General features: G+C 61.1%; 28 protein-coding genes. 14 read left to right on the forward strand and 14 right to left on the reverse strand.

The genetic code is table 11. The features are described 5' to 3' along the window. Positions 1–52: 52 nt before the first annotated feature. Positions 53–811, reverse strand: a complete 759-nt coding sequence (locus tag GRH90_RS11505) for a hypothetical protein (protein ID WP_162366087.1) — start codon at positions 809–811, stop codon at positions 53–55. A gap of 465 nt (positions 812–1,276) precedes the next feature. On the opposite strand from GRH90_RS11505, the gene GRH90_RS11510 reads away from it, so the two are divergent. The 11 genes from GRH90_RS11510 (at position 1,277) to GRH90_RS11560 (ending at position 8,484) form a co-directional block, all read left to right on the forward strand. Next, on the forward strand, positions 1,277–2,275 hold the full coding sequence (locus tag GRH90_RS11510) for a sigma 54-interacting transcriptional regulator (RefSeq protein ID WP_376766071.1): 999 nt from the start codon (positions 1,277–1,279) through the stop codon (positions 2,273–2,275). Between the two features lie 164 nt (positions 2,276–2,439). Next, a complete protein-coding gene (locus GRH90_RS11515) occupies positions 2,440–2,691 on the forward strand; it encodes a hypothetical protein (RefSeq protein WP_162366089.1) in 252 nt (83 codons plus the stop codon). A 96-nt stretch (positions 2,692–2,787) separates the two neighbouring features. Further along, positions 2,788–3,153 (forward strand): EscF/YscF/HrpA family type III secretion system needle major subunit, encoded by a 366-nt coding sequence (locus tag GRH90_RS11520; RefSeq protein WP_162366090.1) that lies wholly within the window; start codon positions 2,788–2,790, stop codon positions 3,151–3,153. Between the two features lie 5 nt (positions 3,154–3,158). Further along, positions 3,159–3,929: a type III secretion system inner membrane ring lipoprotein SctJ gene (gene sctJ / locus GRH90_RS11525; RefSeq protein ID WP_162366197.1), complete on the forward strand. Its 771-nt coding sequence runs from the start codon at positions 3,159–3,161 to the stop codon at positions 3,927–3,929. 2 nt (positions 3,930–3,931) lie between these two features. After that, positions 3,932–4,540: a serine kinase gene (locus GRH90_RS11530; RefSeq protein WP_162366091.1), complete on the forward strand. Its 609-nt coding sequence runs from the start codon at positions 3,932–3,934 to the stop codon at positions 4,538–4,540. Next, positions 4,527–5,255 (forward strand): type III secretion system stator protein SctL, encoded by a 729-nt coding sequence (gene sctL, locus GRH90_RS11535; RefSeq protein ID WP_162366092.1) that lies wholly within the window; start codon positions 4,527–4,529, stop codon positions 5,253–5,255. Before GRH90_RS11530 ends, sctL begins: the two co-directional genes overlap by 14 nt. Continuing rightward, on the forward strand, positions 5,252–5,476 hold the full coding sequence (locus GRH90_RS11540; RefSeq protein WP_162366093.1) for an HrpF protein: 225 nt from the start codon (positions 5,252–5,254) through the stop codon (positions 5,474–5,476). The genes sctL and GRH90_RS11540 overlap by 4 nt, the downstream gene beginning before the upstream one ends. Continuing rightward, positions 5,463–5,840: a hypothetical protein gene (locus GRH90_RS11545; RefSeq protein WP_162366094.1), complete on the forward strand. Its 378-nt coding sequence runs from the start codon at positions 5,463–5,465 to the stop codon at positions 5,838–5,840. Before GRH90_RS11540 ends, GRH90_RS11545 begins: the two co-directional genes overlap by 14 nt. Positions 5,841–5,938: 98 nt before the next feature. Continuing rightward, positions 5,939–7,957, forward strand: a complete 2,019-nt coding sequence (gene sctC / locus GRH90_RS11550; RefSeq protein ID WP_162366198.1) for a type III secretion system outer membrane ring subunit SctC — start codon at positions 5,939–5,941, stop codon at positions 7,955–7,957. A 12-nt stretch (positions 7,958–7,969) separates the two neighbouring features. Next, entirely contained in the window at positions 7,970–8,155 is a 186-nt protein-coding gene (gene hrpT / locus GRH90_RS11555; RefSeq protein WP_162366095.1) for an HrpT family type III secretion system protein, read from the forward strand. Next, positions 8,155–8,484 carry a hypothetical protein gene (locus GRH90_RS11560; RefSeq protein ID WP_162366096.1) on the forward strand — a complete coding sequence of 110 codons (330 nt, stop codon included), beginning with the start codon at positions 8,155–8,157 and terminating at the stop codon, positions 8,482–8,484. Before hrpT ends, GRH90_RS11560 begins: the two co-directional genes overlap by 1 nt. A 56-nt stretch (positions 8,485–8,540) precedes the next feature. Here GRH90_RS11560 and GRH90_RS11565 read toward each other — a convergent pair whose 3' ends face one another. From GRH90_RS11565 to GRH90_RS11620, 12 genes are all read right to left on the reverse strand, one after another. After that, on the reverse strand, positions 8,541–10,268 hold the full coding sequence (locus tag GRH90_RS11565) for a hypothetical protein (RefSeq protein ID WP_162365942.1): 1,728 nt from the start codon (positions 10,266–10,268) through the stop codon (positions 8,541–8,543). Between the two features lie 215 nt (positions 10,269–10,483). Further along, on the reverse strand, positions 10,484–11,566 hold the full coding sequence (gene sctU, locus GRH90_RS11570; RefSeq protein WP_162366097.1) for a type III secretion system export apparatus subunit SctU: 1,083 nt from the start codon (positions 11,564–11,566) through the stop codon (positions 10,484–10,486). Positions 11,567–11,581: 15 nt separating this feature from the next. Further along, positions 11,582–12,373 (reverse strand): type III secretion system export apparatus subunit SctT, encoded by a 792-nt coding sequence (sctT, locus tag GRH90_RS11575; RefSeq protein WP_162366098.1) that lies wholly within the window; start codon positions 12,371–12,373, stop codon positions 11,582–11,584. Between the two features lies 1 nt (position 12,374). Continuing rightward, a complete protein-coding gene (gene sctS / locus GRH90_RS11580; RefSeq protein WP_162366099.1) occupies positions 12,375–12,635 on the reverse strand; it encodes a type III secretion system export apparatus subunit SctS in 261 nt (86 codons plus the stop codon). 7 nt (positions 12,636–12,642) lie between these two features. Continuing rightward, positions 12,643–13,296 carry a type III secretion system export apparatus subunit SctR gene (gene sctR / locus GRH90_RS11585; protein WP_162366100.1) on the reverse strand — a complete coding sequence of 218 codons (654 nt, stop codon included), beginning with the start codon at positions 13,294–13,296 and terminating at the stop codon, positions 12,643–12,645. 8 nt (positions 13,297–13,304) lie between these two features. Continuing rightward, the gene (locus tag GRH90_RS11590; RefSeq protein ID WP_162366101.1) at positions 13,305–14,552 is read right to left on the reverse strand and encodes a FliM/FliN family flagellar motor switch protein; all 1,248 of its coding nucleotides are present in this window, start codon (positions 14,550–14,552) and stop codon (positions 13,305–13,307) included. Next, the gene (locus GRH90_RS11595; RefSeq protein WP_162366102.1) at positions 14,549–15,157 is read right to left on the reverse strand and encodes a type III secretion system HrpP C-terminal domain-containing protein; all 609 of its coding nucleotides are present in this window, start codon (positions 15,155–15,157) and stop codon (positions 14,549–14,551) included. Before GRH90_RS11595 ends, GRH90_RS11590 begins: the two co-directional genes overlap by 4 nt. Continuing rightward, positions 15,154–15,723, reverse strand: a complete 570-nt coding sequence (locus GRH90_RS11600; RefSeq protein ID WP_162366103.1) for a hypothetical protein — start codon at positions 15,721–15,723, stop codon at positions 15,154–15,156. Before GRH90_RS11600 ends, GRH90_RS11595 begins: the two co-directional genes overlap by 4 nt. After that, positions 15,707–17,074 carry a FliI/YscN family ATPase gene (locus GRH90_RS11605; protein ID WP_162366104.1) on the reverse strand — a complete coding sequence of 456 codons (1,368 nt, stop codon included), beginning with the start codon at positions 17,072–17,074 and terminating at the stop codon, positions 15,707–15,709. Before GRH90_RS11605 ends, GRH90_RS11600 begins: the two co-directional genes overlap by 17 nt. Beyond that, entirely contained in the window at positions 17,068–17,973 is a 906-nt protein-coding gene (locus tag GRH90_RS11610) for an FHA domain-containing protein (RefSeq protein ID WP_162366105.1), read from the reverse strand. The genes GRH90_RS11605 and GRH90_RS11610 overlap by 7 nt, the downstream gene beginning before the upstream one ends. 9 nt (positions 17,974–17,982) lie before the next feature. Next, complete coding sequence (gene sctV / locus GRH90_RS11615; protein ID WP_162366106.1) at positions 17,983–20,094, reverse strand: type III secretion system export apparatus subunit SctV; 2,112 nt, start codon at positions 20,092–20,094, stop codon at positions 17,983–17,985. A gap of 9 nt (positions 20,095–20,103) precedes the next feature. Further along, the gene (locus GRH90_RS11620) at positions 20,104–21,273 is read right to left on the reverse strand and encodes an HrpJ domain-containing protein (RefSeq protein WP_162366107.1); all 1,170 of its coding nucleotides are present in this window, start codon (positions 21,271–21,273) and stop codon (positions 20,104–20,106) included. 291 nt (positions 21,274–21,564) lie between these two features. Here GRH90_RS11620 and GRH90_RS11625 point away from each other — a divergent pair, with 291 nt between their 5' ends. The 3 genes from GRH90_RS11625 (at position 21,565) to GRH90_RS11635 (ending at position 24,638) form a co-directional block, all read left to right on the forward strand. After that, positions 21,565–22,107 carry an RNA polymerase sigma factor gene (locus tag GRH90_RS11625; protein ID WP_162366108.1) on the forward strand — a complete coding sequence of 181 codons (543 nt, stop codon included), beginning with the start codon at positions 21,565–21,567 and terminating at the stop codon, positions 22,105–22,107. A gap of 237 nt (positions 22,108–22,344) precedes the next feature. Further along, a complete protein-coding gene (locus tag GRH90_RS11630) occupies positions 22,345–23,946 on the forward strand; it encodes a PAS domain-containing sensor histidine kinase (protein ID WP_162366109.1) in 1,602 nt (533 codons plus the stop codon). A 53-nt stretch (positions 23,947–23,999) separates the two neighbouring features. Beyond that, positions 24,000–24,638: a response regulator gene (locus GRH90_RS11635; protein WP_162366110.1), complete on the forward strand. Its 639-nt coding sequence runs from the start codon at positions 24,000–24,002 to the stop codon at positions 24,636–24,638. Positions 24,639–25,001: 363 nt separating this feature from the next. Here GRH90_RS11635 and GRH90_RS11640 read toward each other — a convergent pair whose 3' ends face one another. Next, positions 25,002–25,604 (reverse strand): KpsF/GutQ family sugar-phosphate isomerase, encoded by a 603-nt coding sequence (locus tag GRH90_RS11640; protein ID WP_162366111.1) that lies wholly within the window; start codon positions 25,602–25,604, stop codon positions 25,002–25,004. Between the last annotated feature and the right edge of the window lie 8 nt (positions 25,605–25,612).

Below are 25,612 nucleotides of genomic sequence, written 5' to 3' on the forward strand. Positions count from 1 at the left end.
GGCGGTGCAGCGCCGCCATCAGGTAATCTTACCGCCATCATGTGCTCCCGCGCTATTTGCCCTGGCCGCCCTGCAACGCCGATAACAGCGCGCCCAGCCCCATCATCTGCAATGCGCTGCCCAGTTTCGCCATCAGCCCGCCGCCCTGCTCTTGTTGCGACTGCGGCGACGACTGCTGCGCCGGGGCGCTATCGGACGAAGGGGTGGATGAAGACCCGTCGTCGGCTTGACCGGTGAGTTTCTTCAGCATGGTCATCAGTTGGTTAAGCAGGCCGGTGAGGGAATTGTCGCCAGCATCGGCGTTGCCGGCGCCGGCAACGCTGCCCTGGGACTGCGGCTGCTGGGTGGCGGCATCGCCGTCCCCGGCGGTGGACTGCCCGCCGAGCAGTTTTTGCAACAACGCCTGCAACTGGTTCAAAATGCCGTTATTCCCCGGCTGCGAGCCCTGCGCGGCGTTTCCCTGCCCGCACCGATCGCCCTGTCCCGCGCCGTCGCCGGTTCCCGAGCCGCCGATTGTGCTTTTAAGCTGTTGCAGCATCTCCATCAGGCTTTGCAGCAGTTGAGACAACTTGCCAAGCGATTGCGCCCCCTGATCCCGGTTATTGGCCACGCCTTCCTGCGCCACCGCCGACGCCCGATCGGCCAGCGCCGCGCCGCGCGAGACGCCGGTTATGCCGTTTGCCTGCCGCGCCAGGCCGCTCTCCTGGCCCGGCTCCGGCGCGGCGCCCGTTAAAGCGCGGGCCGCCGTTCCTTCCCGCCCCACCAATGCCCCGATGGCGCCCGCGGCATTGCCGCCGATTGATAAACTCATTTTTTTTGCTCCCGATTGATATTTGCCGACGACCCGGGGCGGAGGTCCACGGTTAATGGCCAAACCATCGCGTGCCGGGTCGATTCCGTACTCATCAGGTAGGTGGCCGGGAGCGAAGGCGGGTTCCATGCGCCGTTGCAAAAATACACACTTGGTAAAAATAAATTTACTAAATGCTTTCATTGCAAAGATTTTTTTACGTTGGTTTTGATGATGATTTTGCAGTTAAAAACGCTTAAATGTAGGCAAATTCCTACAAAAATATCCTATTTCCTCACCTCAACTTCAGATGAAACTGATAGCCGCTTTGCTATGACATGATGGATAGTGCCATCAAGGGCGCTTATCAATGGCGCAAAAAAATCCTGCGCATAGTAATCAAAACAATAAACATAATTTCGTTTGAAGGGGGCTTTTAAGCTGCATTGGGGTTTACAAATGCTTATTGAAGTTACAGGAGAAAGCATGGTCATGAAACATGAGTCAAAGCCGGGCGGCCGCGCCAAGATTGCCGTCGCCGGCCATCCCGGCACGCCATTCGCCACGGCAAAACCCGCGCATGCCCCCGATACCCGCGACCCGGGGTATATTGATATTCATGCCCACCTGAGCCAGATGGTCCATACCCTGGCCCCTCTTAAGGTCGATGTGCTGCTCGAGGGCGAAACCGGCACCGGCAAAGATACCCTGGCCCGCCGTATTTACCAGTTATCCACCTGCCGCGGCCCGCTGGTGCCGGTCAACTGCGCGGCCATACCCGAGAACCTGGCGGAAAGCGAGCTGTTCGGCGTGATGTCGGGCGCCTATACCGGCGCCAGTCATTCGCGCGCCGGCTACGTCGAGTCCGCCGACGGCGGCGTGCTGTTTCTGGATGAAATCGACAGCATGCCGCTCACGCTGCAGGCAAAACTGCTGCGGGTGCTGGAAACCCGATCCATTCAGCGGCTCGGCAGCACGCGTCAGGTCGCGCTCAATTTCCGGGTTATCGCCGCGTCGCAAAAACCCCTGCAGGAGCTGATGGAACAAGGCAGTTTTCGTTGCGATCTTTTTTTCCGCCTGTCGACGATAAAAATCGAAACCCCCACCGTGCGCTCCCACGCCGATCTGATCATTCCCATGTTCCGTCATTTCACCCAGGAGGCCGCGCTGCGCCTGCAGATGGTGCTGCCCCCCTGCCCGCCCGCGCTCGATCAGGCGCTGCTGCTGCACAGCTGGCCGGGGAATATCCGTGAGTTAAAAGCGGCGGCCGTGCGGTTTGTCCTGGGCCTGCCGCCGCTCTGCCTCGAGGCGCAGCCGGAGCGCGGCACCACCTTATTAAAAGAACGCATGCGGCAAATTGAACGCAGCCTGATTAAAGAATGTTTGCATCGGCATGGACACCGCATTGACGAGGTGGTCAATGAATTAGGCATTCCCCGGCGCACGCTGTATCACCGGCTTAAATCACTGAATATCGTCGGTTGAATTAAATCACGGTGACCCCGCCGCCGGATAAAACGGCGCCATTATCAATCCGGCCCGTTGTTTATAAAAAAAATCTTTTTGCCTGGAACCCAAGGTTCGCTATTACCACTTAACTAGCGAAGGTTAGCGAATTTATTTCCCATCCAAAGCAAAAGGAGTTAATTATGGCAGGTTCAGTCAGCGGCACAGCGTCCAGCGCAATCACCTCGGCGTCCAATGCAGTAAATACAGTGGAGACCGGCGTAAGCAATGCCAGCGCGGAATCGCAAATGCAGGATATTATGTCCGGCATGCGCCAGGACAGCATTGATAATATGAAACTGCAGCGCGATATGAACAAAGTGAAACAGTTCAGCGACACCATGACCCAGGGTGCCAGCGCCGCCGCTTCGCAAAAAATCAACTTCGGCAGTTAATATCGCCTTTACGCAGTTGATAAATAACGTCAGGCGGGCGCTCGATTTATTATGCCCGCCGCTCTCATCCGCATTATCACCAGAAAACCCGCCATTATGAAAATGACCGAAATACCGCAAACGGCCACGCCGCCGGCGATTACCGGCGACGCCGGCCTGCCGCATCAGCCCGGACAGGCCGATATCCAGTGGTTCGCCGCCGAGCTGAACCGCGCTGATTCCTCCACCGGCGCGCCGTCGGCGCAGGGGTTTATCCCGGAACTGGCCGCCGCCCTGAAACGCGGCGGGCAGCGCAGGAAAAATGCCTTCGACGACCTGCAAAAAGCGTCGCGATCCACCAATATCCTGGTTCTGAACCAGGCGACGGAATCCTTATCGGATGCCTATGTGGAAACCTTGATGAATGCCAAGATCGTGTCCAAGGCGGTACAAAGCATCGATAAACTGACCAACCTGCAATAATCATGATGATAACGGTCCTGGTGCGGAAATTCCTGGCCCCGCTGGCACTGCTGGCGTTACTTGCCGGCTGTGGCGACAACAGCGTGTTATTTAGCGGACTGGCGGAAAACGACGCCAACGATATTATCGCGGCGCTTAACCAGCATCATATCGCGGTGCAAAAACAGATCGAAAAAACCGGCGTGGCTATTACCATTGACGCCAATGATATTGAGCGCAGCGTACAAATACTTAACTCCGCCGGCCTGCCGCGTAAAGCGCGCACCAATCTCGGCGAGGTTTTCCAGAAAAGCGGCGTGATCTCCAGTCCCATGGAGGAGCGGGCGCGTTATATCTATGCCCTGTCCCAGGAAGTGGAATCCACCCTGGCGCAGATTGACGGCGTGGTGGTCGCCCGGGTGCATGTGGTCCTGCCCGAACGCATTGCCCCCGGCGAGCCGGTGCAGCCCGCCTCGGCATCGGTGTTTATCAAATATCACGACACCCTGGATCCGGACAGCATCGAACCCAGGATCCGCCGTCTGGTTGCCACCAGCATTCCAGGGCTGTCGGGCAAGAGCGACAAGGATCTGGCAATTGTTTTTGTGCCGGCTCAGACCTACGAGGATCGCATCGAACAGGTCAGGCTGGGACCGTTTCAACTGACGCCCGGGCAGTATTCGCTGGTGAAATGGCTGGCGGGCGCCATGGTCGCGCTGCTGCTGACGGGCCTTGGGATTGTATTATTCCGGCCGGGCAGGAAAAAACCCGCCAAGCCCGCGGCGGCGGGTAAATAACCATGTCCGACGCCCTGCCCTCCCGGGATGATCGCGCGGCGCAGCTGCAATGGCTGGCATGGTGGAGCCGGGCCTGCTGGCAACGCGCCGATCCCGGCTGGCGCGGCGCCGCCTTTTTTGCTTATTCCCCGGATCTGCAGGCCAGGCTGGGACGTTATCATGCTCTGGAGATCGGGCCGGCTTGCGGCATCAGCCGGAATGCGCTGCCGGGGCCGCCCGAACACCTGGTCCTGGCGCTGTCGGCGCTGTCGGCGGATGAGCTCGGCACGGCGCTGGCGCTGGCGGCCGAAACCTGCGCGCCGCAGGGCGCGGGGTCCCGGCTTGGCCCGGCGCGAAAAATAGGGTGCCGCCGCCTGGCAAAAGCGCTGCGCCCCGAAGGCTGGCTGCCGGAAGAGCCGGCGATAAGCGCGCGGACGGCGGGCCTGTTCCTGCTGCGCGCGGCCACCCCCGCCAGCTGGCCGCGCCTGCGGCTGCAATTTCCACCCGGCGAGGTCGAACGGGCGGAACGGATGCCCATGCGGCCGTTGCCCATGGGCCGGCTACGCGCCCTGTGGGCGGCGGCGATCTGGCAAAGCCAGCAACCAGGGGAGCCCCACCATGTGGATAGTTAAAAAGATCGCGCTGCCCGCCGGCGCGCTGGCCGGGGCCGGGCCGCTGCTGCGCGCCGGGCAACTGGCCGGACATCTGCGGGCGCTGGATATCCTGGCGCAGGCGAGTCAACAGGCCGACGACATCATACGGCAGGCGCGCTCGCAGGCCGACGCGCTGTTAGCGGACGCGCGGGATGAAGCGCGCGCGCAAACCCAGGCCGCCGTTGCCGAACGCCAGCAGGCGTTTTTGCAACAAGCCGACGCCCTGCTGCTGGACTGGCAGCGCCAGCGCCGGGAGTGGCAAGAGGCGCTGTTGCCCCGCGCCGAACTCTTGCTGGGCCAGGCCCTGGCACAACTGGGCGGCGCGCTGCCGGCCGGGGAACGGCTGCACGCCTTGCTGCATCAACTGCTGCGGGCGCAGGGCGACGCGGAGCAGGCCACGCTGTGGTGCCATCCGGACCAGCAGGCATCGGCCAGGGCATGGCTGGCGGCGCGGCCCCACCTTGACTGGCGGCTTAAGACCCGTGCGCGCCAGGACCTCCAGTCCGTGCTGCTGGTGACGCAGCACGGCGAACTGTCCCTGGACTGGGGACAATTGCTGGCCCGGCTGCCGGGCGGCGGCGGGACATTCCCTACGCCCCCGGTTACGGCGCGGGAAAATTTATCCGCGCAGGGAACCGGCGAGGCGCCCAGGTTACTCAATAGTACCCCGTTTACTGAGGAGTACCCGAAATGAGTTCCGATCCCATTCAGCGCCGTTTAATCCAGGAAGTGGTCAGCACGCAAAACAGCATGGCCAGCGTCGCCCAGCAGGACGCCGGCCAGCCCTATGATATCGGCGATATGTACGCGTTTAACTTCGCCTTGCAGGACGTCGCCAACGCCAACTGGGCCAACTCGCAGTATACGCAATATAAATATGGCATCAGCAAGGCCATTATTAATGCCATCAACTGAACTGGCGTCGGTTATCGACGCCTGGTTCGCCCGCGGCGATCCGCAGTTGGATATCACCGTCGACGCCGTGCCGCTCAGCCTGTTGCGCCGCGCGGGCGGTTTTTTTTGCGTTACCCGGCTGACCCTGGATCGCCCGGTGGACGATCGGGTTATCCAGGCCGCGCTGCACCTCACCGGGCCGGCGCTCTCCCGTTACCCCCGCGCCGGCGCGCTGTCGCTGCATGATGAAATCCACTGCCTGTGTCTGATTGCATCGCTGCCGCGGGACAACGGCCGGTACGCCCTGGGCCTGATGGAAACCCTGGTCAACCAATGCGAAGCCTGGCAGGACATCCTGCGGCGGGTGTTAAAAACCCGTTACTGACTGAAATCGTTTTATTTTCCAAGGAGAACAGCGTGTCCGTATCGCCTGACCGTTCGCCAAACCGGATCCTGCCTGCGCGCAGGCTCCTGCCGTTGCTGATGCTGCTTTGCGCCGGCGTGCCCACGGCGCGCGCCGCGACCCCGGAAGAGTGGAAGGACGGCGCCTACGCCTATTCCGCCGACAATACCCCGCTACAGGGTATCCTGCGGGATTTTGCCGGCAGCCACGGCGTCGATATCAACGCCGTCCATCTGGCGCAAACACCGGTAAGCGGTCGCCTGCGCGCCGACAATGCCGAGGCGTTCCTCAACCGGCTGGCGCTGGAATACCGTCTCCAGTGGTTTGTGTATAACAACACCCTGTATGTCAGCCCGCAGTCCGAACAAGTTTCCCGACGACTGAAAATCGGCCAGGACACCGCGGACCTCAAGCAGGCGCTGGAAGGCGTGGGCTTGCTGGAATCGCGTTTTGGCTGGGGCGAACTGCCGGACGACGGCGCGGTGCTGGTCACCGGACCGCGGCAATACGTGGATTTGATTGCCGATTTCAGCAAAAAATCCGAGCCGGAACCGGCCGAGGATACCAATAAAATGATGATGGCGTTTCCTTTGCGTTACGCCGATGTGGCCGACCGCACCATTAAATACCGCGATCAAACGCTGGTGGTGCCCGGCGTGGCCAGCATATTAAATGAACTGCTGGGCCAGCAGGGCGGCGTGGGCGGCGGGCAGGACAACCAGGGCGGCCAGAACGCCATGGCCGGCGAGGCCCAGGCGCAGAGCAAAGGCATCATGGACCAGATGCTGCGCCGCTATACCCGCCAGGGCAGCGCGGCGACGGCCGGTCCCACCGGCGACCGGCTCGCCGGCAAGGTCTCGGCGGACGTGCGCAATAATATCCTGCTGGTACGCGACGATAAAAAGCTGCGGGCGGATTACCAATCGCTGGTCTCAAGTATTGACGTGCCGCAAAAGCTGGTGGAAATAGACGCGATTATCGTGGATATCGACCGCAGCCAGCTGGCCCGTCTGTCCAGCAACTGGTCCGGTCAGGCCGGCAATGTGACCGGCGGCGCCAGTATGCTCACCGGCAACAGCACGTTATTCGTCACCGATTTCCAGCGTTTCTTCGCCGATATCCAGGCGCTGGAGGGCGAAGGCACCGCGGCCATTATCGCCAATCCGTCGGTGCTGACCCTGGAAAATCAGCCCGCCGTCATCGATTTCAGCGATACGGCGTTTATCAAGGCGGTGGGCGAACGCGTGGCGGACATCCAATCGGTCACGGCGGGCACCAGCCTGCGCGTGACGCCCCGATCGATTGCCGGCGCGGCGACCCGACCCGCCATCCAGCTGATGGTCGACGTGGAGGACGGCAAGCTTAATACCGATGAAAACAATACCGCCACCGGCACGCAGAACGGCGTGATCAGCACCCAGGCGCTGGTGCAGGAGAGCCGTTCGCTGGTAATGGGCGGCTTCCATACCAAACACAGCGGCGACGATGAGCGGCGCGTGCCGATCCTGGGCCGGATCCCGTTTATCGGCAAACTGTTCAGCGCCAATAACCGCACCATCTCCCAGCGCGAGCGCCTGTTTATCATCACCCCCCATCTGGTCGGCGATCAGGTCGACCCATCGCGCTATGTCGACGCGGAAAACCGTAACCAGGTGAGCGATACCCTGCGCGATATCGGCCGCCGCCACCAGTCCGGCGACACCAAGCGCCTGATAGAAAGCGCGATGCGCGATCTGGTGGAAAATCGCGTGCCGGCGGGCATGGAGACCAATGCCAGCGGGCCGGCGCTGAGCTCGCTATGCGCTATTCCGCTGACGTTTCGCAGCGGCAACCGCCACCAGTGGTATCACAACAACAGCCTGCGCCTGACGGCGGGGGTTATCACCAATACCGGCCGGCAAACCGCCCGCTTTGACGAGGCGTCCTGCCGCGGTGCCCGCACGCTGGCGGTGGCCGCCTGGCCCCATTCCGAGCTGGCGCCCGGCGAATCCACCGAAGTGTATGTCGCCTGGGACGACGGCATTCCGTCATCGCCCGCGCGCGCGTCGCTGCTGTCGGCAACCGACGCCGGCGGCCGCCAACTACCATCACCACGCTGAGAGGGACCCCCAATGTACCGCATCATCATGCTGTCCGCGCTGGCCGCGTTGTTAAGCGCCTGCGCCCGGCCGGAAATGGCCGGTTGCAACGATATCAGCTGCCGCCCGGTCTCGGACCCGCATAGCCTGAGCGTGTGGTGGCAGCCCGACCTGCGCAACGGCGCGTGGGATTATACCCGCCTGTCGGTGAACGAATAATGGACGTTGACACCCTGCCGGCGTTTCTACAGGCCATCGGGCGGCGCCAGGCATGCCGGTGGCGCTACCGGCCGGATATCATTCTCGCCTGCGCCTTCCCGGCCAGGCCGGTGCTGACGCTGCGCATCGACGGCTATGCCCATTTGTGGGATCTGCTGCGCCAGATGCTGACCGATCGTTACCAGGAACCGGCGCGCTACGACGGTTTTTATGTCGGCGTGGAGGCCCCCGCCACCCTGGCGGTGTTTTACCGGCCGCAGGAGGAGGCAACGGACATTGATTATCGCGAGGGGATTATGCGGATGCTGGCCCTGGCGCGGCTGGATTGATTGGCCCGCGGGGATTACCGGCGCGCCCTGGCGCGCCGGTAAGGATCCTTATAACATTAGATATGGGTAGCGGGGTGAGCCTGCGGCCCCAGGGTATCGGTGGTATCCGTGGTGGCGGCGGTCGCCGTGGTTGCCGTGGTTGCCGTGGTTGCCGTGGTTGCCGCGGTGCCGCGCCGTTCCACCAGCGGGATATCCCGCTCGGCCCCCGGGCGGGGCTGCTGGCCCCGGATAGCGTTGCTCGCGCGCACGGCCGCCCCGCCGACCATCCGGCCGCTACCTTCAAAAAATCCACCCACGGCGTCAATGGCGTTATGTGTCACGTCAGCGATCATATGGCGCGCGGGCGCCGTACTCTCGGCTATATTCCTGCCGGCCGCCCTTACGCCCTCGTTAATATTATGCGGCGCATTGGCGATAGCGCGCCCGGTAGCCTGCACGCCGCTTACCGTGGCGTTATACCCCCGGGCAGCCCCGCTGATACCGGCGGTCACGCCCTGGTTGGCCCTTTGCCCGATAGCGTCCGCGCCGCTGGTAATTGCGTGTTCGGTTAATTTATCCAGGGCTTCCGCAATGGCCTTGACGTAGGTGCCGCCCGCGCCCTGGGCGGCATAGGCCATCCACGCCACCGAGGTATTGGCCAGTCCGCTGGTCAGGGCCTGCAGCGCCGGCGCGGAGTTTTCCATCCTTTTCGCCACCAGGTCGGTGATGGTTGATGAGCCGGCCACCCCGGCCGCCAGGATCACCGCGTCGGCAATGCCTTTCGGCGTCGCGGCGTTGCCCACCCCCTCCGCCCAGGTTTTAAGATTAACCACCCCCGCGAGGATATCGCCGGTACGGCTGATGCCGCCTTTAATCAGCTGATCCTGGCGCGCGGTAGAGTCCAGGCTTTTATAGCGTTGTTCCCAATCATCGCGCGCCAGCAGCCAGGCGCCCCCGACGGCGCCCCGATGATTGTCGTGAACCTGCACGATTTTTGCGCCGGCGCCCCCCGCGAGCCAGTTCCCCATGGCGTTCCAGGCCGCGTTGACCTTGTCGTTGCCCGCCATGGAAAACAGCGCCTGGCCCAGGTTGCGCCCGGTATACCCCAGCCCGCCGAGTATCGAGTTAAGCGCATTTTGATGCACGCCTTGATTATCGCTATGGATTTTTTTCATCGCGCCGCTGAGATGGGCTTCGTCAGGCACCCGCCATAACGTATCCTTGTTCGCTTTTTCAAACAGCTTGTCGCCGACGGCTTTTAATACCATCGCCGTGGCGCCGCCCACCGCGCCGGCGACCTGTACCGAGGGCGGCGAAGAGAGATCCAGCACTTTTGACAGCGTTTCAAGCACTTTAGGCGCCACCGACGGCGAGATAATAAAAGGCGTCGCCGACAATGCCCCGGAGCTGACGGCGGTCAGTTCATCCAATCCTTTCGCCTTAACGTCCAGATTGCCTTCTATCTGCTCGCGGTTATGCCCCAGGGCGAAAAGGCTTTCCGTCCGGGTATTGATCAGATCGTCGATTTCCGCTCTGTTTTCACCGTTGCGGTATGGACTAAATACGCCGGTAACATAGGTTTTGATGTCGGCGTGGCGGGTTTCGTCCGCGCTCATTGCCCGCACCGCGCCCGCGCCGGCGGCACGGCCCGAGCCTAGGGTATCGGCCGGTCCGCTGCCGCTGGCGCCCGACGTGGCGGCTCCCTGGCGTGGACGCAACTGCGGCCGGTCGGAGGTCCCGGGATGAATGGCTTCATGGGGAGGCTGGAATGCGCTGGTACTGCCCTTATGGATAGGGGATGTCATGGATAATCCTCATGGTATTTAATGGCGCCAGTGGTTATCGCCTCGGCGATAAGGCAAAAAGCGCGAATATAAAATCAGGATATAAGACGTCGAGCGTCTTGACGCCGGATGCCGTGGTGGTGCCTAACGGCATCCCTCGCTATTGAGTGGCAAGCCGGGCCATTTAGTTGCAGTGAGAAATAACTATTCTTGGGGAAATAACGGTTTCAACGCGGTTATTCATCTATTTCGATAATAGCGTCCAGCTGCTGCTCCTCCAGCTCGCGTAATACCCGATAGACCTGCGCCACCGCCTTGAGCGTTTCGCGCGGGATATATTGGCCTTCGTCCACCGTGCGGTACAGGGTGCGGGTCAGCCAGATAAAACGAATCACCGGCATGGGGATTCGCTGCGCCCGATCGATTAATTCCCGCGCCCGGTAGCCGTCGGTTTTAAATACCACGCGCGGCAGCGGGGTATCGCCGGGACGATAATATAACCCGACGGCATAGTGCGTCGGATTCACCAGCAGTACATCCGCCTCCTGCAAATTAATCGGGCGCGCGGATTTGGGTTGCTCGTTGAGGATATTTTGCGCCATCTGCCGACGATGCCCCTTCATGTGGGGATCGCCCTCGTTTTGCTTATATTCATTGCGTATATCCTCGTGGCTCATACGCTGCTGCTTGAGGAAAAAGTATTTTTGCACGCCAAAATCAATCGCGCTTAATACCAGCAGCACCCCCAGCGTCAGGCGGGACAGCCGGGTAAACAACGCCAGGAATTCCAGCCAGAAATCATCCAGGCTGCCGAACGCCAGCCGGGCCAGGGCCGCCAGATCCGGTTTAACGGCCAGATAGATCACCACGCTGACCGCCGCCGCCTTCAGCAGGCTGCCGAGCAGTTGGGTAAGCTGGCGCGCGGAAAACATATTTTTCAGGTGCGCGACCGGGTTCAGCGCGTCAAATTTCGGCGTCAGCGCCTCGGTGGCGAATAGCGGGCCGAACTGTACCCAGCCGCCCAGGATGCGTAACACCAAAATCAGCGCGCATGCGGTACCGCAAAAATAAAGTAGCGCCAGCGCGGCGTTTAGCGCCACCTCCCTGGCCGCGTGCTCAAACGGATCGCCCAACCGTTGCAGAGGCAGGATCATCATCGCCTCCAGGCGCTGCATGCCGTTTACCGCCGTGGCAAACAGGGTTTCCAGCAGGCCCACGCAGATAAAAAGCTTAGGTATATCCTGGCTTTGCCCCACCTGGCCCTTGCGCCGGGATTCCCGTAGCTTTTGCGGAGTGGCGTTTTCGGTTTTTTCGGCCATGGCGGGGGTCCTGTATCACTGGATAAGCCGGGGCAACAGGGCCGTCAACCCGGCCAGGCCGTATAACCGTTCGCCGCCGGCATGGGTCAGGATCGGCAGGTAGAGCACAAAAAACAGCATGCCCAGCAGGCACTTCAGCGGCATCGCCAGCACCGTCGCCTGCATCTGCGGGCTGTAGAGGCTGAGGATGCCGACGCTGAAATCAACCAGCAGCAGCAGGCCCACCAGCGGCCCGGCGTACAGCACCATATGGGTAAACAGATCGGAGAGCATGCCGAGCCAGACCTTAAAACCTTGTTCCGTGGGAAACGGCAGCCAGGCGGTCGCGGGCCATAGCCGGTAGCTGTCCCAGAGCACCTGCGTTATGGTCGACAGGCCAAGCCCGGTCATCAGCACCAGGATAAGCGTCTGCTGCATCAGGAAACCCAGCGGCGTGGCGTCGGGACCAAGCTGCGGGTTAAGCTGTCCGCCCATCAACGCGCCGCGCTGGTTGTCAAACAGCGCCCCGACCGATTCAAACAGCCAGAACGGCATCGCCATCAGCAGGCCCAGCGCCACCCCCACCAGCGCCTCTTTCAGTCCCATCGCCGCCAGGGTATAGAGCGCCGGATCTTCCGCCGCCAGCTGCCGCTGGATAACCGGCGCGGGAAACAGCGCCAGCGCCAGCACGATGGCCGAGCGCAGCGCGCCTTTGACCGCGTTAAAGCAAAACACCGGCGTCAGCAGCAGGCAGGGGAAAATACGCGCCATGCCGAGCGCCAGCGCCAGGATAAAGTGATAGACGTCAAACTGTATCGTTCCCCACATATCAGCGTCCCACGGTTTCCATCAGCGTAAAGGCGGTTTGCGCCAGCCCGATGAGCTCGACGCCTATCCAGCGTCCGGTCAGCGCCAGGGTGACGCCTACCGCCACCAGCTTGATGCTGAAGGGCAAGGTTTGATCCTGGAGCTGCAAAACCGCCTGCAGCAGCGAGATAATGACGCCCACCACCACCGCGACAATCAGCGGCGGGGCCGACAGGATCACCACCATCAGCATGCCCTGGCGAAACAGGTTCAGTATGTCCATCCGCGCCTCACAAATAGCTGTAGAAAAGCCCGTCGAGCAGGCGCGTCCAGCCGCTGACCAGCACAAACAGCAGGATCTTCAACGGCAGTGATATGGTCATCGGCGAGACCATCTGCATTCCCAGCGCCAGCAGCACGTTGGACACGATCAGGTCGACCACGATAAACGGGATAAAAATCAGGAAACCGATTTTAAATCCGCTTTGCAGCTCGGAGAGCACGAACGAGGGGATCACCAGCAGCGCGCTGTCGTGCGTAATGTCGCGCGCCATCTCTTTCGGCCACATGCGCTGCCCGTTATCCAGCAGATGGGACAGGATATCCGGGTCGGTGTGGCGCGCCATAAAGGTCTTCAGCGGCGCGGCGCCGTTTTGAACCGTGTAGTCGAGGCGTTCAACCGAGCTGGCGTCGAGCGGCATATCCCTGACGCGCTGCGCCATATCACTGAATACCGGGGCCATGACAAACAGCGTCGCCGCCAGCGCGATGCCGTAGATAGCCATATTGGGCGGGATTTGCTGCACCCCCATGGCGTTGCGCGTCAGCATCAGCACCATGGATATTTTCAAAAAGCAGGTGCAGACAATCATCAGCACCGGCACCAGCGACAGCGCCCCGAGAAACAGCGTTAGCTTCATCGGATCCAGTGAGATAGCGTCCATAACGGTGACTAAGCCCCCCCGCGCAGCGGATCGCGGCACGCGGAGAACACCTGGGTAATCTCTAGTCCCAGTTGGCCCTCCACGTCCACCAGCTCGCCTTTGGCCAGCGCATATTCCCCGTGACAGAGCACCGCCTCGCCCGGCAGCACATTTTCCACCAGCAGCAGCGCCCCCGGCGCCAGGCGCTGCAGCGCGCCAAGCGTCATTTTTAACTGGCCGCAGCGTACTGATAACAGCAGCGGCAGCGGCGCGAACGCCGACGCGTCGGTTAAAGGACCGGTTTCCCACTCCTCCCCCGCGTCCGATGCCTGGGGCTGGTCATCGTCTAGTTCATCCGAATTCATTGTCACGTCGGTATTCTCCATGGTTGTGATGTAAAAATGCGTCATTGTGTCCGCACCGGGCCGCAGTTGCCCCCGCAGCGTCAATAATCCGCAGCGCACGCGGCCTTCGCCCGCCGGCGAAAAGCAACGCCCGGTCGGCAGCAGCATGTCGCCCGGCCGCAGCGAGCCGACGTCGTCCAGGGACAGGGTCAGCGTGCCCAGGGTGAGCGGCAGGGCCAGCGCCAGATCCTGCGGCAGCGGCGCCTGAACCCGGCGCCAGCCGGATATATCCAGCAGCCGGCGCAGTGTGCCGGCGGACAGGCACAGCAGGCTGCGCGCGCGCCGATCGCCAAGCGTCACCGTCAGCTCCAGCGTTACCGCATCGCCGACGGACTGCGGCGGCACGGCCCGCAGGCTGCCGAACAGCGCCTGCAGCTCCGTGGCCAGCAGTTGGTTATAGAGCGACCAGTACCAGCCCGGACAGGACGCGGGATCGGCATTGTTTTCCGCTATCGGCAGCGCCGGGCAGTCGGCCATCAGGCCCAGCGCCGGCCCGGCGGCCGACAGCAGCAGCAGCCCATGCTCGCAGCGACAGCCGCTCATATCCCCAGGCCGCGTGCCCGCACCGGAGAACACCGGCGCGTCCTGGCCGTCGCGACCGCCGCTTATATCGCCAGGCCGCACGCCCGCAGCGGAGAGCACCGGCGCGTCCTGGCCGTCGCGACCGCCGCTTATATCGCCGGGCCGCACGCCCGAGGCTAACGGCGCCGCTGCCTCCGGCATGCCGCAACGGCCGCTGACGGCGGCGGCCGGCCTAAGGCGCAGCACGCCCTGCTCGCCGTTCAGCGTAAACGGGTAATCGCGGCCGCCGCCCAGACGACCGCGCGCCCGCGCGACGGCGCGGGCGATGCGGGGCAACGGCAGCGGCGTCATACGTCCGTGTCCCGGCGCGCAAACGACAGCCTGACCCGGCAAGCCAGGCGCTGGCGCAGCGCATGGCGACAGCGCTCGCGATGCTGCGCCAGCGAGGACCAGACGTCCGGATTAAACCGCAGCGCAATATCCCAGCCGTCGGGTTTGAGCGGGGCAAAACGCGCGTCCACCGCCCCCAGCTTCGGCAGCAGCAGCGTCATCGCCATACCGTCGGCGGGCGCCGCGGCAAGCGGCCGCGCCAGCTCCGGCTCCAGCGTTAGCCAGATAAGCATCGCGGACGCGCCGCCGCCCGCCTGCGCCTCGCCGGCCGTTCCCGCGTCCGGCATCTGCAAGGGCGCCATCAATAACGGTGCCCGCCGGTCGTCGACGGCGCCGCCGAGCAGCGCGCCGAACAGTTCATCTTCATGGTCCAGGGCGCGCCTGGCGTCCGCCTGCGGCCGGCACGCCGCGTTCACTGCGGCATTCCCCGCCCCGCGTTCGCGGCCGGCGCACGGCCTCGCGTCCGGCGCGCGGGGATGATGCGCCGTTTTTTTCGCCGCCGCGTCCGCCCTGACGCCTGCGTGCCCGGACGCCGGGACGTCGCGGCAGGCATGGGTTGTGCTCATAACGTCTCCTGTTGTTGCGTTAGCAGTTGGGTTAACAATAATTCGAGTTTTTCAACCTCGCGCTGCCGCCGGCGGGCGTCTTCCCGCGCCTGCGCCAGGACGGACTGCAGCGCCTCGCGCTCCCGCGCCAGCTGTTGCAGGTTGCCCTGATGCCGCGCCACCCGTCCGTGCTCCCGCCGTTCCTGCGCCAGCGTCCGGTCCAGTTGTTCCAGCCGCTGGCGCCGGCCGCGGTTTTCGCGCTCGAACCCATCGCGCAGCAGGGCATAGCGTTGGCGTTGCCCGGTCAGCAGGCGTTCTTCCTCCCCGGCCCGATCGACCGATAACCGCAGTTGGCGCTGCTGTTCCCGCAGCCGCTGCTCGCAGCGCAGCAGCCGCTGGCGGCGGATCGGCAGCAGCAGACGCAGCGCGCGCGACAGCGCCCGCTCCTGGCCGTCAGCGACGCTTTCCGGCTCCAGCGCGGGATGGCGTTTCTGTTTGCGCCGGAACAACACCGGCGTCAGGCCAGCGACGTTGTCCTGCCCGCAGCCGTGGCCGTGGTCATCATCCTGGCTACAGCGCCGGCGCATAATCGCTCACCTCCGCCAGCCGGCGCAGTATTTCAGCAAAATCGTCTGGCTCGCGCGTCCCCTGGCGCAAATAATCGTTAATGGCGTCCTGGGCCCCCACCGCCGCGTCGGTCAGCGCATCGAAACCCGGCTGGTATTCACCCAGGCGTATCAGCATCTCCACCTGCTGCCAGGCCGCCATCAGCCGCCGCACCGCCACCGCCTGCCCGCGCTGCTCCGGCCCGATAATATTGGCCATGACGCGGCTCAGGCTCGCCGGCACGTCGATAGCCGGATAATGCCCGCGCTCCGCCAGCTTCCGGCTCAGCACAATATGTCCGTCGATAAGCGAGCGCACCTCGTCGGCCACCGGATCGTTCATGGAGTCCTGCTCTATCAGGACCGAATACAGCGCGGTAATGGCGCCGGATGACGTTCGTCCCGCGCGTTCAAGCAGCCCCGGCAACAGGGTATACACCGACGGCGGCAATCCGCCGCGCCCGGGCGGCTCGCCCAGCGCCAACCCTATCTCGCGCTGGGCGCGGGCAAAACGCGTCAGGGAGTCCAGGATAAGCAGCACGCTTTTGCCCGCGTCGCGAAACGCCTCCGCTATGGCGGTGGCGGTAAAAGCCGCGCGGGCGCGTTCCATGCTGCTGCGATCGGACGTGGCGCAGATCAGCACCATGCGGTTGCGTAGGCCGGCGTCCAGTTCATGATCGAGAAATTCCCGCAGCTCCCGTCCACGCTCGCCTATCAGGCCGAATACGATGACGTCGCAGGGCGTATTGCGCGCCAGCTCGGCCAGCAGCGTGGTTTTGCCGCAGCCGGCGCCGGCAAAAATGCCCACCCGCTGCCCGACGCCCAAGGTCAGCAGACCGTCGATGGCGCGCAGGCCGGTGGGCAGCGGGGTATCAATCAGCGGCCGGTCGGTGGGCGACGGCGCCCCGCCCAGCACGCCCACCGCGCCGCCATAGTCGCCTGGTTCGGCAAACGCGCCGGTCCCCCCCGCCACGATGGGACGGCCGAATCCGTCCAGCACGCCGCCCAGCAACCGCGCGGACACGCGGATACCGTGTGGCAGGTACAGCGGCGTGACCCGGGCGCCCTGGGCGATGCCGTCCAGCGGGCCCAGGGCGGACAACAGGGTATGCTGTGGGTTGAAGCCGACAATTTCCGCCAGCACGTCGGCGTTATCCTTGCCCTCTATCCGGCAAAGATCGCCGATGCGGGCATGCGGCAGGCGGCTTTCCAGCAGGATGCCGCTGATGCCGGTAATGCGCCCCGTCGCCGTCACCGGCGCGAAGGCCGCCAGACGCGTTTGCTGCTGCCGGCACCAGCGGTCCAGCGCCTCGTTCCCGATGCCCGTCACCATTTCACCTTGATTTCATCCCGTCCGTTAAACACAATTTCATTGGCGGTAATGGCCACCAGCCGCAGCTGATCCACCTCGTCGCCGATAAACAGACGGTCGCCCTTATCCGTTACCACGTTGGCGCGCGCGCCGGAGGTGATCTGCACAATTCGAAACGGCAGGGTTGTCTCGCGCGGGCGGGTGTTGTTCACCAGCTTCGGCACCAGGGTATATTGCGCGCGAAAGCGCAGCAGCATCCTGGCCAGCAGCGCCTGCTGCTCTTTATCCAGGGAGCCGTACAGGATCAGCTTATTTTTATCCATATCGATCCGCACCGCCGGGGTAAGGCCGCGATCGCGCAGCATGGCCAGCAGCGCGGGACGCAGCTCCTGCAGGGTGGACAGATAGGGACGCTGGGGTTCCTGGGTGGAGATCTGCGCCATCGACGGCTGGAGGATCCAGCTCGCCACGGTAATGGTCAGCAGCACCATCAGGCTGAAGACGGTGATTTGCAGTGATTTGGGCCAGCCGCGCGCGTGTTTATCCCGGTTGGGCGGAACGTCCGCGCCCCCGGCCGCCGGCGGAGTGGTCGCCAGCGCTACCGTGGGAATGGCGACGTTTCCCCAAGGCGTCGCCGCGCCGCTGACACACAACCAGGCGCCGCCGGCGGCAAACGGCGCATCCACCGGCAGAACGCCCGGCGCGCCGATGGCCGCGCCGGATGCGTCGCGCCATCCGCCTTCCAGCGCCTCAAGCCGCCAGCCGTCGCCGGCGCTTAACAGCAGGCCGTGGCAAGACGCCACATCGTCATCGGTCAGTTGCAGATCGGCCTCGCCGGATCGGCCGATAACCCAGCGCTCACCGCAAAGCGGCAGCGCCGCTCCCTGGTGACGCCCCGTCAGGACGCGCAGCTCGAACATATTTTCCTCCTAAGCATCAAAGGCCGTTGGCGAATTGACCAGATCAAACCGTCCCATCACGTTGACAGACAAGGAAACCTGCAGTTCGGCGAACGACAGTACCGGGATGTGATGGAATTCTTCCTGGATCAGGCCGCGCATCGGGCTGCGCAGGTCCTGCGCCACCAGGATCACCGCCTGCCGCTCACTGCCCGGCGGGAAGGCCGCGCGCACCTGGCCGAGGAGTTCCACCGACTGTTCCTGCGTCAGGGCGAAAAAAATCTCGTTTTGCGTCTGGCGCAGCGCGTCGCGCAGCAGTTCCTCCGCTTCGGGCGTCAGCAGCCAGGCGTACAGCCCGTCTTCGCCGGCGTACTGATAACAGAGGTGTTCTTTTAACGTAATGCGCACCAAATCTGTCAGCAGGCTCACGTCGCGTTCGTGCTGGCCATGCAGCACCAGCGCCTCGGCGATGGCGCGCACCGAACGCAGGGGGATGCGTTCCGCCACCAGGTTTTGCAACACGCTGGAAAAGCGCGCAATCGGCATGACGCGCTGTAATTCCTGCGCCAGTTCGGACTGTTCCCTTTCCAGCCAAGTCACCAGCGATCGCGTCTCCTGTAGCCCGATAAACCGGGGGCTGCTGGCATGCAGCGCGTTTTCCATGCGCATCAGCAACAGTTCGCGCGGCGTCCAGCGTTTTACCGCCGCGTCGCCCAGCAGCGGATGGCCGGCGGGCAGCCATAACCACTGCTGTTCATGACGGTTTTCCATGCCCGCCGCCACGCCCGCGCGATCGGCGTCGGACAGGCTGTCCCCCAGGCTTGCGGCCACCGCCGTCATCGGCACGTTAAAGGTGCCCGCCACTTTGGGAATTTCATAGACAGAAAAACGCAGCTCATCGGCGGGCATATCCTCGACAAACTCAATATCGAAGGCGGGCAAGGTAAAGCCGAAGTGGTACACGATGCGGTTGCGCAGGCGACGGATTTCCTGCACCAGTTCCAGGGTTTCCGGCTCGGCGCGCGCGCTGCCGGCGAACTGGAGCAAATATGGCCGCGAGGCGTTAAACTCGCGCAGGTCTTCCTTGCCGTTTAATTCCGGCGGGACAACTTCGTTTTCAATCTGCGGCCTGGCCTTGCTGATTTCCCGGCGCGCGCGCCATACCTGGAAACTGCCGGTGGCCAGGGTGGCGGCGGCAAGCGTCAAAAACACCAGGGTCGGCATGCCGGGCAGCAGCGCAAACCCCAGCATGCCAAGGGAGGAGAGGATCCAGGCCTTGGGCTGGCTGGTCAGCTGCTCGGCGATTTCATGGCCGATATTGTTCTCCAGCGCGTCGCCGTCCGATGACACGCGGGTAATAATCATCCCGGCGGTCAGGGAGATCAGCAGCGCGGGGATTTGCGCTATCAGTCCGTCGCCGACGGTGAGGATGGAAAAGGTATGCATGGCGTCGCCCGCCGCCATATCCAGCTGCAGCAGGCCGATGCTAAATCCGCCAATCAGGTTAATGAACAAAATCACCAGCCCGGCAATGGCGTCGCCTTTGACGAATTTCATGGCGCCGTCCATGGCGCCGAACAGCTGGCTCTCTTTTGCCAGATCGGTACGGCGGAGTTTGGCCTGCGCCACGTCAATCAACCCCGCACGCAAATCGCTGTCGATGGACATTTGTTTGCCCGGCATGGCGTCGAGGGTAAAACGCGCCGCCACTTCCGCCACCCGTTCCGAGCCTTTGGTGATCACCAGGAAATTCACCACGGTCAGGATCAGGAACATCACCATGCCCACCGCCAGGTTGCCGCCCACCACAAAGTTGCCGAACGCCGCCACGATATGGCCGGCATCCTGCTGCACCAGGATCTGGCGGGTGGTGGAAATGGATAACGACAGGCGAAACATGGTGGTTAACAGCAGGACGGCGGGAAACGAGGAAAACGCCAAGGGTTTGGGCAAATACATCGCCAGCACCACCAGCAGCGACGAGAGACAAATATTGGTGGCGATCAGCGCGTCGATAAGCCCCAGGGGCAGCGGGATAATCAGCATAAACACAATGGCCAGCGCGAACAGCGCGCCGACGATTTCCGATCGCCGCATGGCGCTGATGGCAATCCGGTTAAGCAGCAGAAATAAGGTGTGCATGCCGCGCCCTTAGCCCCTGATTCGCGGCGGCACGGACGCTTTGGCCCGGTTGCCGCCCAACTGGCCGTTCAGCGCCCGAAGCGCCGCCAGCGCGGCGAAACGGTATTTACTTTCGCGCCATAACGAGATCGGCATTTGATTCACCAGGGTCAACAGGCCGTTGAACAGCAGCGATTGCGGATAGGGCTTATTGCCGACCAGTTTGCTGCCGAGATGTTTAAAATCATCGCGGTAAATACCCTGGTTACCGTAATTAAGCAGCTGACGGGCTAAATCCACCGCGCCCATATTGATCCTGGTCAACGGCAGTTTGGCCCTCAGCCGCTGCAACAGCTGTTCGCTCACCGCCAGCAGATGGGAAATCTGCACCGTCTGGTTTAGATCGGTGTGGATTTTTTGCAGCGCCCGGATGGTAATGGAGGGCGCCAACGCCACGATTTCATCCGCCAACGCCCGCTGGAAGGCGCGCAGCGCCGCGGGAAAATGCTGGCCGAAATGCGCCAGCAGTTGATCCAGCATGGCGTAGGCCGATTGTTGATGGACAATGCTCTCGTAATAAATGGCGCGCATCTTTTGCTTTACCTGCGGATCGGAGGTAAACGCGGCAATGGCCGCGGCGGTGTTCAAACCGGCGTTAACTTCCCGGCCGCGCTGCTGATGGAGCTGTTCCAGCGCTTCCCCCGCCAGGGCGGCAATCCGCGTATCGCCCTTCTCCCGGGCGTTAGTCAGCGTCATGCCCAGCAGCACATCGCAGCGCGCGGCGTCATTATCGGCCGCGTCGATCAGTTGCCCGACGGCGGGTGGCCGCGCCCCGCCGCCTGACATCAACGCCTGGCGTATGGCGACGAGCTGCTTTTCCAGGCGCCCCTGCTGCTGCCCATCCAGCAATTGATACAGGCCGATCAGGCTCTGGATACGCTCAACCGCGCCGCGGTTGCCCTTCAAATGCCGGATATTCACCTCCCGGCTCTCGAGACTCTTGCTTTTGTACTCTTCCCTTTCGCCAAACAGCATGCCGATTTCCTCTTTCGCGTCGTCGGCGGTGGCCAGGACGGAACGAAACGAAGCGGCATCGGATTTCACCGCGCCGCCGGCGGGCGGCAGCGCGGATTCATCCGGCGGCGCGGGAGATTTTCCCAGGCCGGGATTAAACGGAGCGGACTGCGGTACTTTTGACATAGTGGAAAGGTCACTCATCGTTTCACGTTGAGTTTCTGTGGTCGTTTTTAGCGAAGAGTTCCCATGATTGTGTATTCACCGCTGAGATTTCACCGCATTCGAAATAACGCCGGCGTGGGTTGTGAAAAAAATGGCACAAATCAGCCGGCACGCAGGAAAAAACATTCTCAGAATATTCTTATCCGCCATTAAATATTAATTAAAAACAACCGTTAACCTTGCATATGAATTTGGCATGTATATTGCCTTGGCTCTCCTGCAATATATAAAACTAATTTCAGGAGAATTTAAATGACTGATGCTCTTGTTGAAATATCATTTGATAGGGTTTGTCTCCCATTCGTTAACTGGGAAGATATTTTCCGTCAGCAACAAAAAAAACTGCAGAACTTCATCCGTAAACGTGTGGCTAATAAAGAGGATATTGAAGATTTGGCGCAAATGACTTATCTGGAGGTGTTAAGAAACTGTCATAAATTTTCCGGAGCCTCCAAGCCAGAAACCTGGGTATTCGGCATTGCGCTTAATCTGATAAGAAACCACTATAAAACCCATAAAGGGCAATATCTTACCGATGTACTAAACGAAGAGGACACCTATGACCTGACCCATGATAATGACCCATGCCATATTATTGAAAATGCCCAACTGCTGCGGATAGCCATGGCATCAATTGAAAATTTCTCGCCGCAGATTAAAGAAATGCTGTCAATATTGGTCGAGCGCGACGGCAGTTATCAGGACGTTGCCGCCGTACTTAATATTCCCGTCGGCACGGTGCGCTCACGATTATCCCGGGTGCGCGAGTCATTGAAAAACAGCACCGGTTTGTGAAGGGTATTGTTATTTTTTTAGACGTTGTTCGCTTTTTTTATAAAATATCAAATTTTAATGCTTTTTCTGTTATTTTGTGACGGTAACACCCTTATAACGGCAAGAAAAGGCCTTGCCGTTATAAACCGATGCTATAATACTTATCCTTAACACCCTTATAACCTGACATGCGATTTTTATTAATCTATCAAAGCAGAATAAAATATGAATTTATCCGAAATTTTTTGCGGAAACTCAATGAAAAACGCCGATATGGACATGATTATTTCTCCCTCTTTTGTCCTGGATCGCATCAATGATGCAATCTATCTGGTTAATCAAGAGTTAGAGCTGGTTTATATCAATAATAAAGCCTGCCGTATGCTGGGATATACACACCATGAAATGACGCAGCTACGGCTTTCGGATGTTGACCATGAGCTTAAGGATCGGGATGTCAGCATGCTGTGGTGGAAACTCAGCATGCAGCCGAACGGGATACGGTTTACCTCCCAGCATCGCGATCGGGCCGGTAATTTAATACCGGTGGAAATCAGCTCCAGCCATTACGCTGTTCATCGACCGGAACATATCCTGTGCGTGGTGCGGGATATTCGGGATATCAAGCAGCAAACGCTACGGCGACTAGAACAGGAGCAACAGTTTCGCTCGCTGGTGGAAAATACGCCGGAGCTGATTGCCCGCTTTGATCTCAACATGCGCTGCGTCTACGTCAACGCGTCGGTATTAGACCTGTTGGGCTGCGATCTGCGCCAGGCCGAAGGCTGGAAGCTGACCGATTGCATTCCCTGGCATGAGGCGGGCATGGGGTTGTTTAAACTGGTGACCAGCACCCTGCCCTCGGGTAAAAGCAGCGAGGGCGAACTGGCCCTGGAGATCGGCGGTACGCAGAAAGTGGTGCACGTGCGCTGCGTGGCCGAATTTGACCTGCTCGGGCAGATAAAAAGCATTTTGACCATCGGCCGGGATATTACCCAATTCCGGGAAACGGAAAGACAGCTGCGGGAAAGCCATCGCCAGTTGAGGATGCTGGCGCGCACGCAAAACGCTCGGGGCGAGCTGGAGCGCAAGCATATTGCCCGCGAAGTGCATGACGAACTGGGGCAGCATTTGACCTCGCTGCGCGTCGGCTTATCGCTGATGAATATGCAATTGGCAAAAAATGAGCGTGGCGCTGCGCATAAGAATGCCGGGACGAATGCCGATGCGGGCGTCAGTATGAATGCCGAGGCTCATACCGCGATGCAAGCCGGCAACCATGCCGGTATTGACGCCGGTGGGCGTATCGGCGCGAATGGCGGTACACGTGGCGCCGGCGGGCATACCGGCGGTCGGGATCCGGTCGATGATATCTATGCCGGACAGATGGCCAACCTGATGGCGCTGGTGGACAGCACCATTCACGTCGTGCGGGATATCTCGACGCGCCTGCGGCCGAACGTGTTGAACATGGGCCTGATCCCGGCGCTGGAATGGCTGCGCGATGAGTTTATCCGCCATAACCAATGCGGCTGCGTGCTGATTGCGCCGGATGAAAATGACGTCAGGCTGGACGAGGAAAGCAGCACGACGGTGTTCCGCGTGGTGCAGGAGTCGCTGACCAACGTTACGCGCCATGCCATGGCAACCAAAGTCACCCTTATCGTGCAGCTCAATCAAAAAACCCTGCAGATCCTGATTCGTGACAACGGCCGCGGTTTCCGGCCCGAGCGTATTGCTAAAAATGCGTTTGGCCTGCTCGGCATCCGGGAACGCGTCGCCATGCTTAACGGCGCGGTGACTATCGACAGCGCGCCCGGCAAAGGAACCTTAATCCGTTTGACGCTGCCGATCGGGTAGACAGCCTGTCCCGGCCACCGGACTTTTAAACGACGCAACGCAAGGTATGGCCTATGAGCGAAACAATACGTTTAATGATAGCGGACGATCACGCCATCATGCGTGAAGGTTTAAAACAGATTTTCCTGCTGGACAGCGATATCAAAGTGGTCGCCGAGGCCGCCGACGGCGAACAGGTGCTGGAGAAATTGCGCCCCGGCGCCGTTGATCTGCTGCTGCTGGATATTTCCATGCCCGGCATCAGCGGCGAGGATCTGATCCACCGCATCCTGTCGCGTTATGCGTCTTTACCCATCCTGGTGCTCAGCATGTTCAATGAGCCGCAAATAGCCCACCGGATGCTGAAATGCGGCGCCCTGGGATATATCACCAAAGACAAAAATCCCGATGAGCTGCTGGTGGCTATCAGACGCGTCGCCAGGGGATCCCGCTATATCGACCATGATTTGGCGGAGCAAATCGTCTTTGCCGAATATATTCACGGCGGCCGGTTTGCCCATGAAAACCTCACCATGCGCGAGCGGCAAATCATGATACTGCTGACCCACGGCGAAACCATTAACGCCATTGCCGAGTCCTTGTCCATCAGCAATAAAACCGTCAGTACCTATAAATCGCGCATGATGGAAAAAATGAAATTCGCCAATAACGCCGACATAATTAAATACTCCATAACACATAAGCTGCTGTAGCCCTGAAGCAGGCCGCCGCCGGGGCTGGTTTGCATGCGCGGCCGCTACGATCGCGGCATCTGGCCGGCGGTTGCGCATGCTCCGCCGCCCCGGCTATCGGCGGGTGGTTTTGCGTGCGCCGTCGCACCGGTCCCGGCCATCGGCGATCCTTTGCGGCGCCGCTGAAAAACTCCCGGGCATCGCCAGCGCCGAACCACCTAACCGCATATCCATCGCATCCCCCTCATCCCTAAATGGTTATGGTAGGTGGCGTTTTTAGACCGGGAGTTCCCTGCGGCGATGACCCTGCGGAGCCTTGAGCAAAAAGATTACGTCCATCAGCGCCTCAGCGGCTTTGCTAGGCAATGCCGTTAAGCAATCCTCTTATCGTGTTGCCAGCCGCCTGCCCAGATTTCCCGCCGGATGGTTTTTAGAAAAATCCTTATCTGAAAATCCCTTTAATTCCATCAGCGCGATAGCGATGGCGTCCCCGATGGCCAGCGTGGCGCTCGCGCTCACCGTGGGCACGATATTAAATAGGCAGGCCTCGCCCTTGATATCAAACGAGATATCGATATCAACGCTTTCCGCCAGGGGAGACCGGCTATTCCCGGTGATGGCTATCATCGGGATCCCCCGTTGTTTTAAAAAAGGAATCAAATGCATGATCTCATCGGTTTTGCCGCTGTAAGAAATTAATATAATAATGTCATTAGCCATTATCATGCCCAGATCGCCATGTTTCGCTTCGACCGGATGGATAAAAAAGCTTGGGGTGCCGGTGGATGACAGGCTGGAGCAGATTTTGCGGCCCATATGGCCGCTTTTGCCCACGCCGAGGATCACGACATGGCCGGTGGACGAATGAATCAAATTAACCGCCTCATAAAACCCCGTGTCGCACAGTGAGTCGGACATTGCGTATAACGCTTCGGCTTCCTTAAGGACCACCCTGCTGCCAATTTGTATTATCGATTGCTTATTCATGTGTTTCC

The sequence above is a fragment of the Acerihabitans arboris genome, assembly GCF_010131535.1.
Classification (GTDB): domain Bacteria; phylum Pseudomonadota; class Gammaproteobacteria; order Enterobacterales; family Enterobacteriaceae; genus Acerihabitans; species Acerihabitans arboris.

Bases quoted from the DNA above. Each gene is read 5' to 3' on its own strand.
- GRH90_RS11640 (WP_162366111.1), bottom strand. From the start codon at position 25,604: ATGAATAAGCAATCGATAATACAAATTGGCAGCAGGGTGGTCCTTAAG.
- GRH90_RS11540 (WP_162366093.1), top strand. From the start codon at position 5,252: ATGAGTTCCGATCCCATTCAGCGCCGTTTAATCCAGGAAGTGGTCAGC.
- GRH90_RS11625 (WP_162366108.1), top strand. From the start codon at position 21,565: ATGACTGATGCTCTTGTTGAAATATCATTTGATAGGGTTTGTCTCCCA.
- GRH90_RS11620 (WP_162366107.1), bottom strand. From the start codon at position 21,273: ATGTCAAAAGTACCGCAGTCCGCTCCGTTTAATCCCGGCCTGGGAAAA.
- GRH90_RS11565 (WP_162365942.1), bottom strand. From the start codon at position 10,268: ATGACATCCCCTATCCATAAGGGCAGTACCAGCGCATTCCAGCCTCCC.
- GRH90_RS11515 (WP_162366089.1), top strand. From the start codon at position 2,440: ATGGCAGGTTCAGTCAGCGGCACAGCGTCCAGCGCAATCACCTCGGCG.
- sctU (WP_162366097.1), bottom strand. From the start codon at position 11,566: ATGGCCGAAAAAACCGAAAACGCCACTCCGCAAAAGCTACGGGAATCC.
- GRH90_RS11600 (WP_162366103.1), bottom strand. From the start codon at position 15,723: ATGCGCCGGCGCTGTAGCCAGGATGATGACCACGGCCACGGCTGCGGG.
- GRH90_RS11630 (WP_162366109.1), top strand. From the start codon at position 22,345: ATGAAAAACGCCGATATGGACATGATTATTTCTCCCTCTTTTGTCCTG.
- sctL (WP_162366092.1), top strand. From the start codon at position 4,527: ATGTGGATAGTTAAAAAGATCGCGCTGCCCGCCGGCGCGCTGGCCGGG.
- GRH90_RS11530 (WP_162366091.1), top strand. From the start codon at position 3,932: ATGTCCGACGCCCTGCCCTCCCGGGATGATCGCGCGGCGCAGCTGCAA.
- GRH90_RS11595 (WP_162366102.1), bottom strand. From the start codon at position 15,157: ATGAGCACAACCCATGCCTGCCGCGACGTCCCGGCGTCCGGGCACGCA.
- GRH90_RS11610 (WP_162366105.1), bottom strand. From the start codon at position 17,973: ATGTTCGAGCTGCGCGTCCTGACGGGGCGTCACCAGGGAGCGGCGCTG.
- hrpT (WP_162366095.1), top strand. From the start codon at position 7,970: ATGTACCGCATCATCATGCTGTCCGCGCTGGCCGCGTTGTTAAGCGCC.
- GRH90_RS11605 (WP_162366104.1), bottom strand. From the start codon at position 17,074: ATGGTGACGGGCATCGGGAACGAGGCGCTGGACCGCTGGTGCCGGCAG.
- GRH90_RS11505 (WP_162366087.1), bottom strand. From the start codon at position 811: ATGAGTTTATCAATCGGCGGCAATGCCGCGGGCGCCATCGGGGCATTG.
- GRH90_RS11510 (WP_376766071.1), top strand. From the start codon at position 1,277: ATGGTCATGAAACATGAGTCAAAGCCGGGCGGCCGCGCCAAGATTGCC.
- sctJ (WP_162366197.1), top strand. From the start codon at position 3,159: ATGATAACGGTCCTGGTGCGGAAATTCCTGGCCCCGCTGGCACTGCTG.
- GRH90_RS11545 (WP_162366094.1), top strand. From the start codon at position 5,463: ATGCCATCAACTGAACTGGCGTCGGTTATCGACGCCTGGTTCGCCCGC.
- GRH90_RS11590 (WP_162366101.1), bottom strand. From the start codon at position 14,552: ATGACGCCGCTGCCGTTGCCCCGCATCGCCCGCGCCGTCGCGCGGGCG.
- sctC (WP_162366198.1), top strand. From the start codon at position 5,939: ATGCTGCTTTGCGCCGGCGTGCCCACGGCGCGCGCCGCGACCCCGGAA.
- GRH90_RS11560 (WP_162366096.1), top strand. From the start codon at position 8,155: ATGGACGTTGACACCCTGCCGGCGTTTCTACAGGCCATCGGGCGGCGC.
- GRH90_RS11520 (WP_162366090.1), top strand. From the start codon at position 2,788: ATGAAAATGACCGAAATACCGCAAACGGCCACGCCGCCGGCGATTACC.
- sctT (WP_162366098.1), bottom strand. From the start codon at position 12,373: ATGTGGGGAACGATACAGTTTGACGTCTATCACTTTATCCTGGCGCTG.
- sctS (WP_162366099.1), bottom strand. From the start codon at position 12,635: ATGGACATACTGAACCTGTTTCGCCAGGGCATGCTGATGGTGGTGATC.
- sctV (WP_162366106.1), bottom strand. From the start codon at position 20,094: ATGCACACCTTATTTCTGCTGCTTAACCGGATTGCCATCAGCGCCATG.
- sctR (WP_162366100.1), bottom strand. From the start codon at position 13,296: ATGGACGCTATCTCACTGGATCCGATGAAGCTAACGCTGTTTCTCGGG.
- GRH90_RS11635 (WP_162366110.1), top strand. From the start codon at position 24,000: ATGAGCGAAACAATACGTTTAATGATAGCGGACGATCACGCCATCATG.